General features: G+C 45.4%; 16 protein-coding genes. 14 read left to right on the top strand and 2 right to left on the bottom strand.

The window, feature by feature from the left end; all coding sequences use genetic code 11:
• Positions 1-21: 21 nt before the first annotated feature.
• From dnaB to ACESZH_RS18080, 8 genes are all read left to right on the top strand, one after another.
• A complete protein-coding gene (gene dnaB / locus ACESZH_RS18115; protein WP_373218093.1) occupies positions 22-1350 on the top strand; it encodes a replicative DNA helicase in 1329 nt (442 codons plus the stop codon).
• Between the two features lie 267 nt (positions 1351-1617).
• The gene (locus ACESZH_RS18110) at positions 1618-2184 is read left to right on the top strand and encodes a MerR family transcriptional regulator (RefSeq protein ID WP_373218095.1); all 567 of its coding nucleotides are present in this window, start codon (positions 1618-1620) and stop codon (positions 2182-2184) included.
• A gap of 485 nt (positions 2185-2669) precedes the next feature.
• Complete coding sequence (locus ACESZH_RS18105; RefSeq protein WP_373218097.1) at positions 2670-3506, top strand: HAD family hydrolase; 837 nt, start codon at positions 2670-2672, stop codon at positions 3504-3506.
• A gap of 196 nt (positions 3507-3702) precedes the next feature.
• Positions 3703-5391, top strand: coding sequence for a PTS transporter subunit EIIC (locus tag ACESZH_RS18100; protein ID WP_373218099.1), 1689 nt, complete (start codon positions 3703-3705; stop codon positions 5389-5391).
• On the top strand, positions 5373-5606 hold the full coding sequence (locus ACESZH_RS18095) for a PTS glucose transporter subunit IIA (protein WP_373218101.1): 234 nt from the start codon (positions 5373-5375) through the stop codon (positions 5604-5606). Before ACESZH_RS18100 ends, ACESZH_RS18095 begins: the two co-directional genes overlap by 19 nt.
• A gap of 35 nt (positions 5607-5641) precedes the next feature.
• The gene (locus ACESZH_RS18090; protein WP_373218103.1) at positions 5642-5899 is read left to right on the top strand and encodes an HPr family phosphocarrier protein; all 258 of its coding nucleotides are present in this window, start codon (positions 5642-5644) and stop codon (positions 5897-5899) included.
• A 95-nt stretch (positions 5900-5994) separates the two neighbouring features.
• The gene (locus tag ACESZH_RS18085) at positions 5995-7848 is read left to right on the top strand and encodes an amylosucrase (RefSeq protein WP_373218106.1); all 1854 of its coding nucleotides are present in this window, start codon (positions 5995-5997) and stop codon (positions 7846-7848) included.
• 110 nt (positions 7849-7958) lie between these two features.
• Complete coding sequence (locus ACESZH_RS18080) at positions 7959-8930, top strand: LacI family DNA-binding transcriptional regulator (protein WP_373218109.1); 972 nt, start codon at positions 7959-7961, stop codon at positions 8928-8930.
• An 89-nt stretch (positions 8931-9019) separates the two neighbouring features.
• On the opposite strand, the gene ACESZH_RS18075 is transcribed toward ACESZH_RS18080, so the two are convergent.
• Positions 9020-9190 (bottom strand): DUF362 domain-containing protein, encoded by a 171-nt coding sequence (locus ACESZH_RS18075; protein ID WP_373218111.1) that lies wholly within the window; start codon positions 9188-9190, stop codon positions 9020-9022.
• A gap of 204 nt (positions 9191-9394) precedes the next feature.
• Here ACESZH_RS18075 and ACESZH_RS18070 point away from each other — a divergent pair, with 204 nt between their 5' ends.
• The gene (locus ACESZH_RS18070; protein ID WP_373218113.1) at positions 9395-9595 is read left to right on the top strand and encodes a DUF1858 domain-containing protein; all 201 of its coding nucleotides are present in this window, start codon (positions 9395-9397) and stop codon (positions 9593-9595) included.
• A 72-nt stretch (positions 9596-9667) separates the two neighbouring features.
• Here the strand turns inward: ACESZH_RS18070 and ACESZH_RS18065 are convergent, their stop codons facing one another.
• Positions 9668-10402 (bottom strand): adaptor protein MecA, encoded by a 735-nt coding sequence (locus tag ACESZH_RS18065; RefSeq protein WP_373218115.1) that lies wholly within the window; start codon positions 10400-10402, stop codon positions 9668-9670.
• Between the two features lie 484 nt (positions 10403-10886).
• On the opposite strand from ACESZH_RS18065, the gene ACESZH_RS18060 reads away from it, so the two are divergent.
• From ACESZH_RS18060 to ACESZH_RS18040, 5 genes are all read left to right on the top strand, one after another.
• Positions 10887-11105, top strand: coding sequence for a hypothetical protein (locus tag ACESZH_RS18060; protein WP_373218117.1), 219 nt, complete (start codon positions 10887-10889; stop codon positions 11103-11105).
• Positions 11106-11335: 230 nt separating this feature from the next.
• Positions 11336-12994, top strand: coding sequence for a glycosyl hydrolase family 18 protein (locus tag ACESZH_RS18055; RefSeq protein WP_373218118.1), 1659 nt, complete (start codon positions 11336-11338; stop codon positions 12992-12994).
• Between the two features lie 88 nt (positions 12995-13082).
• Positions 13083-13781 carry an N-acetylmuramoyl-L-alanine amidase gene (locus tag ACESZH_RS18050; protein ID WP_373218120.1) on the top strand — a complete coding sequence of 233 codons (699 nt, stop codon included), beginning with the start codon at positions 13083-13085 and terminating at the stop codon, positions 13779-13781.
• Positions 13782-13901: 120 nt separating this feature from the next.
• Complete coding sequence (locus ACESZH_RS18045) at positions 13902-15887, top strand: hypothetical protein (RefSeq protein ID WP_373218122.1); 1986 nt, start codon at positions 13902-13904, stop codon at positions 15885-15887.
• The gene (locus ACESZH_RS18040; RefSeq protein ID WP_373218124.1) at positions 15871-18189 is read left to right on the top strand and encodes a DUF2298 domain-containing protein; all 2319 of its coding nucleotides are present in this window, start codon (positions 15871-15873) and stop codon (positions 18187-18189) included. Before ACESZH_RS18045 ends, ACESZH_RS18040 begins: the two co-directional genes overlap by 17 nt.
• Positions 18190-18241: the final 52 nt, after the last annotated feature.

The following is an 18241-nucleotide window of genomic DNA, read 5'->3' as shown; positions in this document are numbered from 1 at the left end:
TGAGAGGATGTTTAATCGCAAATGGAAGAAGCGCTGATCAAGAGGATTCTTCCTCACAGCATAGAAGCAGAACAGTCGGTGATCGGCTCCATGATCCTGGATCGGGATGCCATTTTGGTGGCTTCGGAGATTCTCACAAGCGATGATTTTTACCAGAGCCAATATGGAATCATCTTTGATGCCATGGTGGAGCTGTGCAATGAGGGAAAGCCTGTAGATATGGTGACACTGCAGGATCGCTTGAAGGAGAAGGAACTGCCGCCGGATATCAGCAGCATGGAGTATGTGAGAGATCTGATCTCTGCCGTGCCCACCTCTGCCAATGTAAAATATTATGCCAATATTGTAAGTGAAAAAGCGGTTCTCAGGCGTCTGATCAAGACAAGCGAGGAGGTTGCAAATACCTGCTATCTGGAGAAGGACAGCACGCAGATGATCCTGGACGAAGCGGAGAAGAAGCTTTTTAATGTACTTCAGCGGCAAATGGGTGATGATTATGTGCCCATTCAGCAGGTTGTATTGAATGCTATCAATAATATTGAAAAGGCATCCAAGCTGAAAGGCTCCGTTACCGGTATTCCTACAGGATTTGTGGATCTGGATTACAAAACCTCCGGGATGCACCCGTCAGATCTGGTGCTGATCGCGGCGCGCCCGTCTATGGGTAAGACGGCATTTGTGTTGAATATTGCACAGTATATGGCATTTCGGAAGGATGTTACGGTGGCAATCTTTAGTCTCGAGATGTCAAAGGAGCAGCTTGTAAACCGTCTTCTTGCCATGGAATCCCATGTGGATTCCCAGAACCTCAGAACCGGAAATCTAAAGGACGAGGACTGGACAAAACTGGTGGAGGGCGCGGATATCATCGGGCGTTCCAATCTGATCATTGATGATACGCCTGGTATTTCCATTTCAGAGTTGCGTTCCAAGTGCAGAAAGTATAAACTGGAGCACAATCTTGGTATTATCATGATCGACTATCTGCAGCTCATGACGGGAAGCGGAAGGAGCGATTCCAGGCAGCAGGAAATTTCGGAGATCTCCCGTTCCCTGAAAGCCATAGCCAGGGAGATGGATGTTCCGGTGATTGCACTTTCCCAGCTCAGTCGTGCTGTGGAGCAGCGTCCTGATCACAGACCAATGCTTTCCGACCTTCGAGAGTCCGGAGCCATTGAGCAGGATGCGGATGTGGTCATGTTTATTTACCGGGATGACTATTATCATAAGGATACAGAGAAAAAAGACATTGCGGAGATCATCATAGCCAAGCAGCGAAATGGCCCCATCGGAACCGTAGAACTAGTATGGCTGCCGAGATATACGCAGTTTGTAAATATGAAAAAGTAGAGCCGTGCGCGGATACGGATAAGAGCCGCCGGGGAAGTGCTTGCATTTCCCCGGCGGCTCTTATCTGTAGACGCATAGGGCGAAGCCCGCCACCGAGCGGCGTAAGCCGCGAGGTGAGCACGGCTCGTACGTGTGGAATGAGCACGGCTCGTACGTCTGAAACCGCGCACCGCCTTATCTTTTGACACATTATGTCGACCTGTTTTTCTTGAAATCTCCGCCCGGTTTGTTATAATGGAGTAAGTGAAGTTCATAAGGAGGGGTAGTATGGAAAAACGGTACACCGTTGCACAGACTACAGAGATGACTGGGGTAAAATCCTATGTTCTGCGATACTGGGAAGAGGAACTGGATCTCCGAATCGGCAGAAATGAGCTGGGGCACCGCTACTACACCGGATATGATATTCAGTTGTTTTTGAATATAAAAGAACTAAAGAACCGCGGACTTCAACTGAAAGCCATTAAGGATCTAATTCCGCAGATCGCTCATACGGCACCGGGTTCTGCTGAAAGTAAGATCAGGCTTCTGGAAGGAGAAAAAGCAGAGGGAATTTCTGAGGACAAGCCGGAGGCAAAAAGCGAGGCAGAAATAATCAGGGAGGAACTTCTTGACAGAGAAGACAATCAGCAGGAACCAAGAAACAGTGAAAAGATACTGGAGTTTCAGGAAATCCTGGAACGCCTGATTGCTCAGGAAATACATGCAAAAAATGATGGAGAAAAAAGATGCCGTTCACTGGACGAGGCCATCCGCCGTCAGCAGCTCGCAAGGAAAGAGGCTGCCGCAGCATCGGATAAGAAAAACAGGAAGAAAAATAAAGTACATAGCTGAAGAGAGTGAGCTATCCCCTATTGTCATAGAGGGTAGCTTTTTTATTTCAAAGGAAAGTAGTTTATTTTGTTCTGCGTGAAGATTTGCTGAACTTTCCTTTGAAACAAAAAACGCAGCTTACGCTGCGTGAATGCGCACTATGCGCAAGAGGAATATGGTTGCTGGCGCAACCGCGCTTCGGCGCGAGTGTGCGCCAAGGCGCACACTTTTTCATGTCAAAGGAATATGGTCGTGGGCACTCACTTTCTGATAAGATAGCATTCTGGAAACCTCTGCACGACTACTGACGATACAATATGAAATTGATTTCAGCATTATAAATAAAAAAATAGATGATAAATTATATAGAATGCCAATTTACAAAATGAAAATAATGGTTTATTATATATGAAAATGAAATCGATATCACAACAGCGCAGTTCTCCGCTGCGTATACGGACAAAAGCAAAACAAATGCTTTCACGCTGAATTACAGGAGGTTATAAATGGAGCGAAAGGTGATTTTTCTGGATATTGACGGAACACTGACAGAGCCGGGGAGTAATGATCCGCCGGAATCTGCTTTGCAGGCGATCAAAGGCGCGAGAGAGCAGGGGCATTATGTATTCCTGTGCACGGGCAGGAATTATGATATGCTGTCCCCGCTGCTGAAATATGATTTTGATGGAATCGTGGCCAGTTCGGGAGGATACATCGAATGTGGGAAAAACGTGATCTACGATTGCCCGATGACGGAAACGCAGAGACAGACCGCAATGAAGGTACTGGAGGAAAACGGGGTATTCCGCACTGTGGAGTGTATGGACGGTTCATACACGGATGAGGGCTTCAAAGATTTTCTGCGGGACCATGCTGCGGAAGGGAGCAACAGTGAGCTGCTCCGATGGAGAGAACAGATCGAGAAATCGCTGAACATTCTTCCCATGAAGGAATACAGGGGACAGCCGGTGTACAAGATCGTGATCATGAGCAGGACCAGAAATCAATTGGTACAGCCGCAGAAGGTTCTGGCATCTGATTTTGAGTTCTGTATCCAGCCGGAAAATAAGGATGGATTTATTAACGGAGAGGTGGTTAATAAACAGTTTGATAAGGGAAAGGCGGTCAAAAAGGTCTGCGATTATCTTGGGGTTTCTCTGGACGATTCAGTGGCTTTTGGGGATAGTATGAATGACAGGGAGATGCTGGAAGCTGCAGGTCTTAGTATTTGTATGAAGAATGGCAGTGAAGAGCTGAAAAAGCTGGCGGATGACATCTGTCCATCTGTGAAGGATGACGGTATCCGAAAAGCTTTTATAAAGTATCATTTAATCTATGCTTAAGTGACGAAATGGGATATATTCTGTAGGGTTAAATAACTCAATGTGAAATCGTTCACATCATTATGCGCAAAAATGACTGCGATAATTTAGAATAAATGTCAATTTACTTTGAGAAATATTGGTGATATATTTATTTCATAAAAAGTGTTATCGATTTCATATTTAAGAGAACAAAAAGTGGAAAAGAGGAAAGAATATGGCTATGGATTATGCGAAATGCGCAAAAGAGATTTATGAAACTCTTGGCGGAAGAAGCAATCTGGTAAGCGCAGCACACTGTGCGACCAGGCTCCGACTGGTTACTGTGGATAACAGTAAAATCGATATGAAAAAACTGGAAAACATTGATGGAGTAAAAGGCGTGTTCAGTAATAATGGACAGCTTCAATTGATCATAGGTACAGGAACCGTAAATAAAGTATATGATGAGTTCCTGAAGGTAAGCGGCATGACAGCGGCAACAAAAGAGGAAGTAAAAGCAGCAGCTGCAGCCCAGCAGCCCATATTTAAACGGATGATCAAGGCTTTGGGTGACGTATTTGTGCCGATCCTTCCGGCTATCGTGGCCTCCGGCCTGATGATGGGGCTTGTTGAAGCGCTTGGCAAAGCGATTCCGTCATTTGCGGGCAGCGACTGGTATGGAATCCTTGATCTGATGTCAAACACAGCGTTTACATTCCTTCCGATACTGATCGCAGTGTCTGCGGCAAGGGTATTTGGCGGTAATATTTTCCTTGGAGCAGTTATTGGTATGATCATGATCCATCCAAACCTGCTCAATGCATGGTCCGTAGGTTCTATGGCAGAAGCGGATATCCCGGTATGGAATTTGTTTGGATTTTCCATTCGTCAGGTGGGATATCAGGGACATGTGATACCGGTCGTTATTGCGGTGTGGCTGATGTGTAAAATTGAGAAATGGCTGCACAAGCATGTGCCGGAAATGATCGATTTATTTGTAACTCCGCTTTGTACGGTACTTGTAACTGCATTTATCACGCTGGGAATCATCGGTCCGGTATTTTCAACAGCAGAAAGCTATGTGTTGGAATTTGCAGGGTGGATCATTACAGTAGGACATGGAATCGGCGCTATGATCATGGGCGCGTTGTATCCGCTTACAGTAGTCTGCGGTATTCATCATATGTACAATGTTATTGAAGCGGGAATGCTTTCCGCAGTGGATGGACTGAACATCTGGATGCCGATCGCATCCGCAGCAAACTTTGCGCAGGGCGCTGCTTGCCTTGCTGTTGGCCTGAAAGCAAAAAATATGAAAACGAAGTCTGTTGCGATCCCATCATCCATATCAGCAGCATTAGGAATTACAGAGCCAGCTATTTTTGGTGTGAACCTTCGGTTTATGAAACCGCTGGTGTGCGGTATGATCGGCGGAGCAGCAGGAGCGCTGCTTGGATCCATTTTCCATATCGGCGCAACCTCCTACGGAGTAACAGGTATTCCAGGATTTTTGATCACACTGGATTACACTGTACAGTATGCGATCATATTGGCAGTATCCTTTGGCGTTTCCTTTGCCCTTACATGGTTTACCTGGAAGGAGGAGACCGGGGAAGACGGAGCTTCCGAAAAAACTGCGCCGAAGGCAGAGGAGGCACAGGCAGAGATTCCGGAGAAACCAGCTGCAGCGGAAAAAGCTTTATTTGCTCCTTTGAGGGGAAATGTTATTAGCAGAGAGGAAATCCCGGATGAGACATTCGCGGCTGGTATTCTTGGAAACGGAGTAGGAATTGAGCCGGAGGCTGGAGAAGTAGTTGCTCCATTTGATGGCGAAATTTCCTCGGTTACGGACACCTGCCACGCCATAGGAATCACTGGCCCTGATGGAATGGAGGTCCGATCCATGTGGGAATTGATACTGTAAATATGAAGGGAGAGGGATTTAACCTTTTGGTTTCCGAAGGCGACAAGGTAAAAGCCGGACAGAAATTGCTTACCTTTGATATTTCAAAGATTAAAGAAGCGGGATATAGTACGACAACTGCCGTGCTTTTGACGAACAGTGATGATTATCCCGGCTTTAAGGTATTAAAAACCGGAAAAACAGATACTATGGAAAAGCTTTTTACAATTGAATAAATAAAATTTATATAATATCCAGGGAGGTAACAGAAATGCAGAAATTTAGTTATGTGATCAAGGACGAGATAGGAATTCATGCAAGACCAGCAGGGCTTTTGGTAAAGGAAGCAAAGAAGTATGAGAGCAAGATCCAGATCGTAATGAATGGAAAAGCAGCAGGCGCAACAAAGCTGATGGCTGTTATGGGGCTTGGAGTGAAATGCGGTGACACTGTAGAGGTAGAAATAGAAGGTGCCGATGAAGCCGCCGCCTTTGAGGGAATGAAAACATTTTTTGAAAACACTCTGTAAATAATAAAGGGATGCTGCTTATACAAGCTCTGGAAAAGATCAGAGGAGTTGTGGCGGCATCCCCTTTCTATAAGGAAAGGGGAAATCAGGAAGAAATGAAAACAGCAGAAACAGTTTTTTTAAAGAGATTAGAAAAGCATCACGATGAGCTTCGCTGGCTTTATATGGAATTATATGGAAATGATTCCATGTTTGCTGAGTTGTGTGACAATATAAAGCAATTCTATCTGGAAAGAAATGAAGATTTAAAAGCATTGGATCTGAAACGGGAGAAAAAGCCGGACTGGTACAAGCAGAATGATATGCTTGGCATGATGTTTTACATTGACAATTTTGCGGGAGATATGAAGGGCGTTGAAGCCAGATTGGGCTATATTGAGAAGTGCAATGTAAACTATATTCATCTGATGCCGTTTCTCGATACACCCGAGGGACGTTCTGACGGGGGCTATGCGGTATCTGATTTCAGAAAGGTACAGGAAAAACTTGGCTCTATGAAGGATCTGGAAAATCTGACAGCGGCCTGTCATAAAAAGGGTATCAATGTCTGCATGGACTTTGTTATGAATCATACATCAGAGGATCATGAGTGGGCGAGAAAAGCACGTCAGGGTGATGGGGAATATATGAGCCGCTATTTTTTCTTTGATAATTGGTACATGCCGTCCCTGTATGAGAAAACGGTTCCGCAGGTATTTCCTACCACAGCGCCGGGGAATTTTACATGGCTTGATGACGCAGGGTATTTTGTTATGACAACCTTTTATCCCTATCAGTGGGATCTGAATTATAAAAACCCCAGGGTTTTCAATGAGATGATGTATAATTTCCTTTATCTTGCAAACAGGGGGATTGATATTATCCGTATAGATGCAGTTCCATATATTTGGAAAGAATTAAATACGCCGTGCCGGAATCTGCAGCAGGTACATACCATTGTGCGCATGATGCGTATGATCAGCGAGATTGTCTGCCCAAGCGTTCTTTTGCTCGGAGAGGTGGTCATGGAACCGGAAAAGGTAGTGCCGTATTTTGGAACAGTGGAGAAACCGGAATGCCACATGCTCTACAATGTTACTACAATGGCAACCACATGGCATACCGTAGCAACCAGAGATGTAAGACTGCTGAAAAAGCAGCTTGATATTGTAAATGCACTTCCAAAGGATTATGTATTTTTAAATTATCTCCGGTGCCACGATGATATCGGCTGGGGGCTTGATTATGGGACTCTGATGACAGAAGGAATTGAGGAGCGCTGCCATAAGAAATATTTGAACGATTATTTCCAGGGCTATGCAGGGGACAGCAAAAGCCGCGGGGAGCTTTACAATGCGGACCCGGTTACCGGAGATGCCAGATTTTGCGGAACAACGGCGTCAATGTGCGGTATAGAGAAGGCTGGATTTGAGCAAGACAATGAGGCGATGGAAAAGGCCGTCAGGCTGGATGTGATGCTCCATGCTTATATGTTTATGCAGTCCGGTATTCCGGTGCTGTACAGTGGGGATGAGATTGGACAGGTCAATGACTATACATATAAAGAAAATCCCCATAAAGCCGCTGATTCCAGATATCTCCATCGTGGGGCGATGAATTGGGAGCTGGCTGAAAATATTCAGGATTCCAATACTGTGGAGGGAAAAATTTTCTATAGTCTGGACAGGTTGGAGAAGATACGGAAAAAGGAAAAGGCATTTGTATCCAATGCAGACACCTGGACCATTGAGACATGGGATCAGTCTGTACTGTGCATCGGAAGATATTATGAAGGCGAGAAGATCATAGGGCTGTTCAACTTCAGCGAATTTGATAAGACAGCATGGATCAATGAAACAGACGGAGATTATGTGGAACTGATTTCAGGAAGGGAAATGAAGGCGGCAGGGGTGAATATTCCGGCTTACGGTTTTTATTATCTGAAGAAAAAGCAGCAGAAATCCCAGTAGGTCTTTATGGAGTGAAGAACAGGCTATAGTATCAGACACGGCTGGAAATCCATATTTGATTGTGCTATACTATGAAAAAGATTTCATTATTATGACAAGGAGCAATGCGGATGAATATAGCAGAAATCGCAAAAATGGCAGGCGTGTCCAGAGCAGCCGTTTCCCGTTATTTTAATAACGGATACATTTCAGATGAGAAGCGGGAAGCAATCCGAAAGGTTGTAGAAGAAACAGGATACAGACCGTCTGTCCAGGCACAGACGCTTAGAACAAAGAAAACGAAAATGATTGGTGTGATCGTGCCAAAAATCGCATCTGCGTCCATTGGAAGGATTGTGGAAGGAATACTGTCTGTCTTAAATGTGAGCGGGTATCAGATGCTGTTGGCCGTTACTCAAAATAATCCAAAGAAAGAATTGGAATATTTGTCTGCTTTTAATGACAAACAGGTGGATGGCGTGATTTTGGTCGCCACGGTCTTTACAGCAGAGCATAAACGTATATTGAAAAAGTTTCCCGTTCCGCTTGTGATCCTGGGGCAGCAGTTGTCAGGCTGCTGCTGTGTCTTTCATGATGATTACCATGCAGCCTATGATCTTACAAAGTTTTTCCTGGAAAAGGGAAGGAAGAAACTTGGTTACATTGGTGCGATCCAGCAGGATAAGGCTGTAGGAGCAGAGCGGTACAGGGGATTCCGGGATGCAGTGTGTGATATGGGACATAACGAGCTTGCGGAAAATTTTGTGATCGCCTCTTTCTCAGTTCAGTCCGGATATGAAAAGACAGGTGAGATACTGGAAAAATGCAGGGAGCTGGATGGCTTGATCTGCGCTACGGATACCATGGCTGCCGGGTCCATGCAGTATCTGCAGGAGCATGGAATAGCGGTTCCGGATCAGATATTGGTGGCGGGACAGGGGGATTCCGAGATGGCAAGGGTAACAGCGCCGCCTCTGGTCACAGTCCACTATTCATATGAAAAAAGCGGAGAGATAGCGGTACAAATGCTGATGGAGATACTGGGGCAGGGAGAAAGCGCCCTAAAAGAAGTAAAGTTGGGATATTATATTGTAAAATCCTAAGCACAGAGAGCGGAAATATCAAGGATATGCAAAAGAAAAACGCTGCAGGTTTTAAAGCCTGCAGCATTTTAGTCCCTTTCGGGTAAGTATTATTCCTGGCTGATAGCGCCGGTAGGACATACATCTGCGCAAGTACCGCACTCTACACAAGCATCAGCATCGATTACGTAATGGTCATCGCCCTGGGAAATAGCCTCAGATGGGCACTCGCCTTCGCAAGTTCCGCAGCTAACACATTCGTCAGAAATTACATATGCCATAATAGTATCCTCCTTTTAATCTCTTTTGCCCCCTGTTCGGGTCATACACACATTCTAATATATCTGGGATAGGATTACAAGTACAAAATTATAAACATATTTTTAGATTTCAGGCAGTTGCGAAAAGATGAGTTTGGTATTATAATGAGCTGGAATGGGAATGCTTTCCCATGTCTTGTTAAAACAAAAAGGAGGAATTATATCATGGCACAGGTAACAAAACAGATGCTGATCGGCCAGTTACTTCAGTTAGATCCGAATATTGCAGGCATTCTTATGAGAGCAGGTATGCATTGCATCGGATGCCCGTCTTCTCAGATGGAATCCCTTGAAGAAGCTGCAATGGTTCACGGCATGGATGCAGACGTACTGGTTCAGCAGATCAATGATTTTCTTGCTCAGTAATTTATGCATTGTGCTGGAAGCATAATGACAAATAAAAAAGACCGGTGATGTGCCGGTCTTTTTCTTTTTTTCTTAAAGCTGTGCCAACTGCTGTACGGCATTTTGGCTGATCATCTCGCCATGTTCTTTCAGGTATGCTTCTCCGGAAAGAGTGAAGGCGCGCCCGTTTCCGTATTCGGAAAGAATGTTGCAGACCTTATTAAACTCCTCCGGTGTGTAGGCGGACTGATGGATCACCAGTTGATAGCTGCTGTCTGCCAGATTTTTGTACAAGGTATTTTGTCCGGTGAAAAAGCCGGAAAGTCCATGGGAAGCAGCGATCACATCGTCAAGCGTCGGGAAGGTGTAAAGGCGCAGAAGATTAACGGCAGCCTCCTCCGCAGCAGGTTTTGCCGGGGAAGCATCGGCCTTTTCCTGTTTCTTTTGGGATGACTTCTGTCTGGCCTCGCAGAGCTTCTGAAAAATATCAATGATATTGTCAGCGCCGTCAAACTGGATGTTTTCCTGCTTATTGGTTTTGTAGGGCGCAAATTTGGAAAAACGTGTGTCCAGCTCCTCTGGATCATCCACCTTGGTGACAATGAGGATGATGCTTTCTGTATTTACCGGGATAGCTTCGATCATCAGCGGAATGTTATCTGCTTCAAAGCCAAACTCGATCTGTGCCTGGTGCATCATTTCGCGGAAAAGATTTTTCGCTTTCTCCGTGCCGTATGCCAGCTCGCTGATCCGAATCTGGTAGCTCTCCAAATCTTCCTTTGTGAGAGTGCAGCGGATTTGGTTTTCGTTGATTTTTTCTATTTTCATATTATCACATCCTATTCTTTGAGAAGTGGTATCTGTTCTTATTTTATACCGATGGCATTTGTGAATTCATAAATAATATGATTCTACATTTTATAATATATGAATGAAAAGTGCAAGAGGAAAGAATTGTGAACTGCAGAATACTTTGAAATATTAAATATTAAATTTTTCAAAACTTGACAAAAGCCCTTGCATCATGACATAAAATCTGTATAATGGAGAACAAGAAAAGAAATTTGTCAGATGGCTTTATAAGCTGTAACCCGTTGACATAAAGTTCGCTTAAAGTATTAACATTGTAACTGTTCAAAAGTTTTATGGTTGCCGCCGATTATTGTCTTGCAGCATTCTTGCTGTGGCGTCACACCAATTTCCACGAAGATAAAGTAAGCTGTCGGTACAAGTGTCTTTTCTGTAACCTGTGTGGTGTTTTCTAAATTCAGTAGAAAAGAAAGGAGGTTAGGGCACGAATAATATATCACGAGTGAAAAGGAAGAAAAAGTCCTGTAAGCCGTTGAAGCAGGAGTTGGAGCTTTACAGGGAAAAGGGAATTTCTCTTTACCTGGACGGAGAACCAAGCACTCCGAAAACCATCGCAAAAGCCTGTCAGTTTGCAGATGGCGGCGGATATATGCGGGACTACACGGAAGATGAAAAGGGCCTGATTGCCCGTGTGGATTTTGATTTTATCGGGGCTACATAACCCATGAAAGATACAAAAGAGAAAGGAGTCCTTTCGGAACGGCAAGTTCCCCCTACTCATACAAAACCGGCCGAAAGGACTTTTAAATATAAATAAATTATGAAAAGTCGAATTTTGTAATGCAAACTTTCGGGAATATGATATAATAGCACTTAATGAACTCAAGCGGCAGCGCAGAGTGAATTAATCGCGGATTTAATCGCAAAGATTTTGCCGAAAGGATACGAATTATGAGAAGAAGAATGAACCCGGTTGTACTTGTGTGTATTCTGATTGCTGTTATAGCATTGCTGGGAATTGGTACACATGTGATCATGAAATATATACCGACGAAAAAGCAGATGGATTTAAATGAATATTATGGAACCGTATCAGAAGGGGAAGCGGCTATTACCATTGGTACGGAGATTTTGGAGCAGAGAGGTGCCATTTCCGGTGACTTGGCATATCTTCCTATTGAAGTGGTAAACAGCTATCTGAACCAGAGATATTACTGGGATGGTGAGGGGCAGCAGGTACTCTACGCCACACCGACTGAGCTGACAAGCGTACCCGCTGCAGCAGAGGCCGGCAGTGAGGTTTGGCTAAAGGATGGCGCCGTTTATCTCAGTCTCGATTATATAAAAAGATATACAGACATAGATTCTTATATTTACCAGAATCCTTCACGAATTGCCATTCAGAAACAGTTTACAGGAATCATGACCGTTACGGCTCAGAAGGATACGTATGTCCGTTACAGAGGCGGCATCAAATCGCCGGTACTTACCAAAGTGAATAAAGGCGATACCCTGATTTATATGGAAGAGCTGGAAAGCTGGACACAGGTAGCTACCTGGGACGGCTATGTAGGCTATGTGGAAAAGAAAAAGATCAGTGTGCCTCAGGAAACGACCATGGAGCGTAGTTTTCAGGCAGAGCCATATACGTATCTGACTATGGATCAGCCTGTAAATATGGTCTGGCATCAGGTGATGTCAGCAGAGGCAAATGTTACGCTGGCAGATGCGATTCAGAATATGACAGGTGTGAATGTGATCGCGCCGACCTGGTTCTTTGTCCAGGATAACAGCGGAAATCTTACCAGTATCGCCACGGCAGACTATGTGGCTCTTGCTCATGAGAGAGGGCTGAAGGTCTGGGGCGTGGTGGATAACTTTAATTACAGTGAAAATGTGGATACCACCGTATTGCTTTCCAGTACAAGTGCCAGACAAAATCTTGTAGCCCAGCTTGTGGGCGCGGCAGCAGGTGCGGGAATTGACGGTATTAATGTTGACTTTGAGTATTTGAAGGAGGATGTTGGTCCCCACTTCCTGGAGTTTTTGCGGGAACTGTCTATAGAATGCCATAAGAATAATCTGGTTCTGTCAGTCGATAATCCGGTTCCTGAGGATTTTACCAGCCATTATGACAGGGCAGAACAGGGCCGGGTGGTAGATTATGTGATCATTATGGGATACGATGAGCATTACGTCGGTTCCGAAGAGGCCGGATCTGTAGCTTCCCTGCCATGGGTAGAGAAAGGAATTCAGGACACCATCGCAGAGGTTCCGGCAGAACGTGTGATCAATGCAATGCCGTTTTACAGCAGGCTCTGGAAAACGGAGGCGGGCACCCTGTCAAGCGAGGCCATTGGCATGGACCAGGCACAGCAGGTGGTCACAGAAAATAACGCTCAGACTTACTGGGATAATGATGTGAGCCAGCATTACGGCTCCTTTGAAAAAGATGGAATCAGCTATCAGATCTGGATAGAGGACAGCGAATCTATTGCTGCAAAAGTACAGCTTGCAAAGAATTATAATCTGGCAGGTGTGGCTGCGTGGAAGCTTGGATTTGAGAACAGCGCTGTCTGGCAGGCGATTACGGATAATCTGAATTCCTGACAGGAAGCAACGGCTTCCTTTGAGATTTATCGATGATAAAAGCACTCCCTGGGACATATATTAAAATAAATATGCCAGGGGGTGTTTTGTGTTGAAAAAACATTTCATGGAGCTGACAATGGCCTGCCTTCTGCTGATATGCTTTTATTATTTGTCCAGAGAGGCTGCGAATGTATCAAAGGAAATGAACTCCGAAAAGGTGATCGTGGTGGATGCGGGACATGGAGGGATGGATCCGGGAATGATCGGAGTGGGTGGACTGGAGGAAAAAGGTATCAATCTGTCTATTGCCCTGAAGCTTAAGGAGGAGCTGGAAAAGCGGGATTTTACGGTGGTTATGACGAGAAGCGAGGATGTAGGGCTTTATGATAAGGATTCCAACAATAAAAAAGCCCAGGATCTGCAAAAAAGAATTTCCATCATTCAGGAAACAGAGCCGCTGCTGTCTGTGAGTATTCACCAGAACAGCTACCAGGATCCATCTGTGAAGGGGCCGCAGGTGTTTTACTACAAGGATTCAATTGAGGGGGAGAAGCTGGCGAAGATATTGCAGGAGGAGCTGAATACAGGCTTGTCTGTAGCGCGACCAAGGATAGAAAAAGGAAACACAACTTACTATCTTCTGAAAAGAAGCCCGGGAATCCTAAATATCATAGAATGCGGTTTCCTCACAAACCAGGAGGAAGCATCCCTCCTTCAGCAGGAGGAATACCAGCAGCAGGTAGCCCAGGCCATTGCAGATGGGATCAGCCAGTATCTTGACTTAGAAAACGGAAACGCCGTCTGATTTTTCTGTGAAGACACTTTTAATAAAAGGGGGACCATGGTATAATGTGAGCACTTAGCGAATGCACGAAACTTGATTATTTGAAATTGTAAATACATGATGAACAGATAGAGGAAAAGTATGTTTGGAATTTTGTATCTGATATTGGCGGTTTTACTGGGGCGAGAGGTTACGGAAGCTCTGCTCCCATGTGAAGAGAACGGAAAGGAAGCCAGCCGTAAGCCCTTGTGCATGGTGGCTGCGGCCTCTTTTGGAACAGGAACGCTGCTTCTGACGTGGGCGGTTTACATAGTGGCCTGGGCTGCCAGTGTGTGCATGGGAGTGGAAACACCTCTTTTGCCGGGAAATCTGATCGTTATGCTGGGAACTGCTGCGGGGCTTGGCATCCTCTATGCAAAAAGAAAAAAAAGCGGAACAAAATCCTTGAGAGAGGAACTGGCATATAAAAGACCGGACCGCCGGGAGATTATCTTTTTCAGCATCCTTCTTGCTTTTGTCACCTGGATTATGTTTTATGTATTTCACATGAACAACGGATATCTGTACTCCGGCTTTACGGTTTATGGTGATTATGCGCCTCATACGGCCATGATGCGTTCCTTTTCCTATGGAAATAATTTTCCCACCCAATACCCTCACTTTGGGGGAGAGGATATCAAGTATCATTTTATGTTCCAGTTTCTGGTGGGAAATCTGGAATATCTGGGACTTCGCATTGATATTGCCTACAACCTTGTCAGCATTCTTTCACTGGTGGGCTTTTGGGTGATGCTGTATTCTCTGGCAAAGCGGATCACCGGAACCTTTGCCAGCGGCGTACTGGCTGTGATATTCATGTTATTTCGAAGCGGAACCGCCTTTTTCCGGTTTGCCTGGGAACATATCCAGGCGGGCGATCTCTTACAGACTCTTTCAGAAAACACCAGCTTCATCGGTTACACCACAAATGAGAACTGGGGATTGTGGAACTTTAACGTATACCTGAACCAAAGACATCTGCCCTTCGGAATGCTTCTGGCAGCCCTGGCGCTTTGGCTGTTTTGGGATTGGCTGGAGGCGGGAGCGGCCCATGAGGAAAAGGGACTGCTTTGGATGAAAAAGCGGATTTTTTCCATAGAAGCCTGGAAGAGCCGTAATCTGGAGAGTGCGCTTCTCATGGGGCTGCTTCTGGGACTTTGTGCTTTCTGGAACGGGGCGGCTGTAATCGGAGGGCTTTTGCTCCTCATGGGCTTTGCACTTTTTTCGGACGGCAAGCTGGATTACCTGCTTATGGCAGTGACAGCCATATTTTTTTCCTTCCTTCAGACAAAAATCTTTATCCGGGGCGAAGCGGTGTCCACATCTTTGTATTTTGGATTTCTGGCAGAGGAAAAAACAGCAGGAGGAGTTCTGGCTTATTTGATCGGAATCAGCGGCTTCTTTTTTGTGGGCGTGATCGTTCTGCTGCTTTTCCTGAAAAGGCGGGAGAGAGCAGCGGCCGTCAGCTTTTTGTTCCCGGCAGTTTTTGCGTTTTTTGTATCGCTGACTCCGGATGTGACGGTAAATCATAAGTATATCATGATATCCTATGCATTTCTGGCAATCTTCTGGGGACTTGCTGTTGAAAAGCTGTTCCGTGGAGGAGTGTGGAGAAAAATACTGGCAGCAGCACTGGCAGTATGTCTGACGGCTACGGGAATCTATGATTTTGTGGTGATTTTAAAGGACAATGACAAAGACCACAGAGTCGCAGTGAACATGGAAAGTGATCTGACCCAGTGGCTGAAAGAAAATCTGGATCATGACGATCTGCTGCTGACGCCGGAGTACAGCATGAACGAGGTAACCATGTCCGGCGTTATGATGTATATGGGGTGGCCCTACTACGCATGGTCTGCAGGCTATGATACTTATTACAGAGCTGAAAAGGCAGTGGGCATTTATACAGCTTCAGACGATGAGATGCTGAAAAAGCTTGTAAAAGAGAAAAAAATTACCTACATTTTATATGAAGAAGGAATGGAATTTGAACAGCATGAATGCCGGGAGGATGTTATTGCAAAGAATTTCCCGGAAGTTTATAAATCTAAAGATGGGAGAATCAGAATTTATGGAACACAGCGATGAGAGGAATGTGAACGAACAGGAGGATGGCGTGCACTTGCAATCTTCCTCTGGAAAGAAAAAATGGAAATGGGGACTTAAAGCTGTTATGGCAGCAGTCCTCCTGGCACTTTCGGCTTTTTTGCTGAAAAGTGATGTGTGGACCTTCTGGACATGGTGGCTTCTTGCGGCTGTTATGGGTGTTGCCGCAATGCCGGTGACAGGACGGCTTTTTGAACGGTTTGATGACAAGGGATGGATTTTTTCCAAAATGCTGGCAATTACCGCAACCGGGTATCTGACATGGCTTCTGGTATCTATTAAGCTGGTACCTTTTACGGCACTGACCTGTGTCCTTGTGACCGTGGTTTGTGCAGGAGGCTGTATTTTCCTTTTGCAAAGGCAGTCAAAAAAAGGAATCGAATGCTTTCCTATAGAGCATCTTTCGCTGGTATACTGGGAGGAGCTGATCTTTTTTGCGGCATTCCTTTTGTGGACATACCTTGCAGGCTTTCGGCCTGAGGCAATCGGCACGGAAAAATTCATGGACTATGGCTTTATGGAAACCATGATGCGCAGTACAACCCTTCCGGCGAGGGACCTGTGGTATTCAGAGGGGCATATTAATTACTATTACGGCGGACAGTATTTTGCGGTATTTCTTACAAAGCTTTCTTTTACAAAGGTGGAGCTTACCTACAATCTCATGCGGACCTTTGTGGCAGGACTTGCCTTTGCCATGCCCTTTTCTCTGGTTTACCAGATGGCGGTTGACAGAATGAAGGGACAGCCTAAAAAGAAACGGGTAAAGGAAGCGGTGCCTGTTTTTGCAGGACTGACGGCAGGAATGGCAGTATCTATTGCTGGAAATATGCACTATGTGATTTATGCGGTGATCCTTCCGTGGATCCAGAAGATAAAGGGCGAGGAGGTCACGGGATACTGGTTCCCTGACGCGACCCGGTATATCGGCTACAACCCTGACAGGCCGGACAAGACTATACATGAGTTTCCATGCTATTCCTTCGTGCTGGGGGATCTTCATGCCCATGTGGTAAACATTATGTTTGTGCTGCTGTTGTTGGGGATTCTCTATGCCTGGATGCGAAGCGAGCGAAAAAAGGACATCCCTGCTGAGGAATCTTTGAAAAGCGCAGAGTTCTGGAAGAAACAGCTTTTGATGCCGCATATCCTTTTGGTCAGCTTGCTTCTCGGTGTGTTCCAGTGGACTAATTTCTGGGATTTTGTGATTTATTACGTAGTAACAGGCGCTGTTGTGACATTTACCAACATTATCAGACTGCGGGGAAAGATAAAACGGATTCTGGCAGTGACCTTGGTTCAGGCGGTAGAAATCCTGGTGGTTGGTTATGTGGTGATCCTGCCCTTTACTGTGCAGTTTGTATCCATGGTAGACGGGGTGGCGCTGGCGCAGAATCATACGCTGATCCATCAGCTTCTGGTGTTGTGGGGGCTGCCGACGGCAATCTCTCTGATGTTTGTGATAGCCATATTATGGGAAAAGCTTCGTGGTATGGAGCATAAAAGCCTGTACAGATTGATGAAGGCTGTGAGGACTGCAGATCTGTTTACCATTATTTTGGGGCTTTGCTCCATTGGTCTTGTGCTCATACCGGAGATCGTCTATGTCAAGGATATTTATGGCATTGACTATTCCAGAGCAAATACAATGTTCAAGCTGACTTATCAGGCTTATATCATGTTCGGCATGGCCATGGCATATGCAATCTACCGGATGATGGTGGTGTCAAGACAGAAAATATTCAAGATTTTTTCCGGGATTGGACTCTTTTTCCTGGTTTGTACAGCCGGATATTTCGGGAAAAGCGTGGAGACCTGGTTTGGTGAGGTGTGGAAACCGTCCGAATACCAGGGATTGAACGCTACCACATATCTGGAAACAGACTTTCCGGAGGACGTGGCTGCTATCCGGTGGCTGAAGAAAAATATCAAAGGGGTTCAGGTGGTGCTGGAGGCAAACGGAGACAGCTACAAAAATTACGAAAGAGTTTCGGCAACTACAGGACTGCCTACGATTCTGGGCTGGTACGCACATGAGTGGCTTTGGAGAGGCGATACAGATGATCTGAATCAAAAAAGCGCGGACGTGGAGAGTATTTACACCTCCGGCGATCCTGTTCTTGTGGAAAAGCTTCTGGATGTCTATGAGGTTTCTTACATCTTTGTAGGCTCTATGGAACGGGAAAAATATGAGGATCGCCTGAATAATGAGCTGCTGAAAAGTCTGGGAGAGATCGTATTTGCAGATGAAAATTCCGGAACCTATATCGTGCAGGTGGATTGACAAGATTTTACATGGAATGGTATAGTTATACCAATGGATGAGGATGGGCTTT

It is taken from the genome of Ruminococcus sp. 5_1_39BFAA (genome assembly GCF_964240875.1).
Lineage (GTDB): Bacteria > Bacillota > Clostridia > Lachnospirales > Lachnospiraceae > Blautia_A.
The sequence above is the reverse complement of the archived record's forward strand: the minus strand, read 5'-3'. Positions and strand labels throughout refer to the sequence as shown.

What these genes read in the sequence shown, in the direction of transcription:
- dnaB (WP_373218093.1), top strand. Translation starts at nt 22, where the DNA reads ATGGAAGAAGCGCTGATCAAGAGGATTCTTCCTCACAGCATAGAAGCA.
- ACESZH_RS18110 (WP_373218095.1), top strand. Translation starts at nt 1,618, where the DNA reads ATGGAAAAACGGTACACCGTTGCACAGACTACAGAGATGACTGGGGTA.
- ACESZH_RS18105 (WP_373218097.1), top strand. Translation starts at nt 2,670, where the DNA reads ATGGAGCGAAAGGTGATTTTTCTGGATATTGACGGAACACTGACAGAG.
- ACESZH_RS18100 (WP_373218099.1), top strand. Translation starts at nt 3,703, where the DNA reads ATGGCTATGGATTATGCGAAATGCGCAAAAGAGATTTATGAAACTCTT.
- ACESZH_RS18090 (WP_373218103.1), top strand. Translation starts at nt 5,642, where the DNA reads ATGCAGAAATTTAGTTATGTGATCAAGGACGAGATAGGAATTCATGCA.
- ACESZH_RS18085 (WP_373218106.1), top strand. Translation starts at nt 5,995, where the DNA reads ATGAAAACAGCAGAAACAGTTTTTTTAAAGAGATTAGAAAAGCATCAC.
- ACESZH_RS18080 (WP_373218109.1), top strand. Translation starts at nt 7,959, where the DNA reads ATGAATATAGCAGAAATCGCAAAAATGGCAGGCGTGTCCAGAGCAGCC.
- ACESZH_RS18075 (WP_373218111.1), bottom strand. Translation starts at nt 9,190, where the DNA reads ATGGCATATGTAATTTCTGACGAATGTGTTAGCTGCGGAACTTGCGAA.
- ACESZH_RS18070 (WP_373218113.1), top strand. Translation starts at nt 9,395, where the DNA reads ATGGCACAGGTAACAAAACAGATGCTGATCGGCCAGTTACTTCAGTTA.
- ACESZH_RS18065 (WP_373218115.1), bottom strand. Translation starts at nt 10,402, where the DNA reads ATGAAAATAGAAAAAATCAACGAAAACCAAATCCGCTGCACTCTCACA.
- ACESZH_RS18055 (WP_373218118.1), top strand. Translation starts at nt 11,336, where the DNA reads ATGAGAAGAAGAATGAACCCGGTTGTACTTGTGTGTATTCTGATTGCT.
- ACESZH_RS18045 (WP_373218122.1), top strand. Translation starts at nt 13,902, where the DNA reads ATGTTTGGAATTTTGTATCTGATATTGGCGGTTTTACTGGGGCGAGAG.
- ACESZH_RS18040 (WP_373218124.1), top strand. Translation starts at nt 15,871, where the DNA reads ATGGAACACAGCGATGAGAGGAATGTGAACGAACAGGAGGATGGCGTG.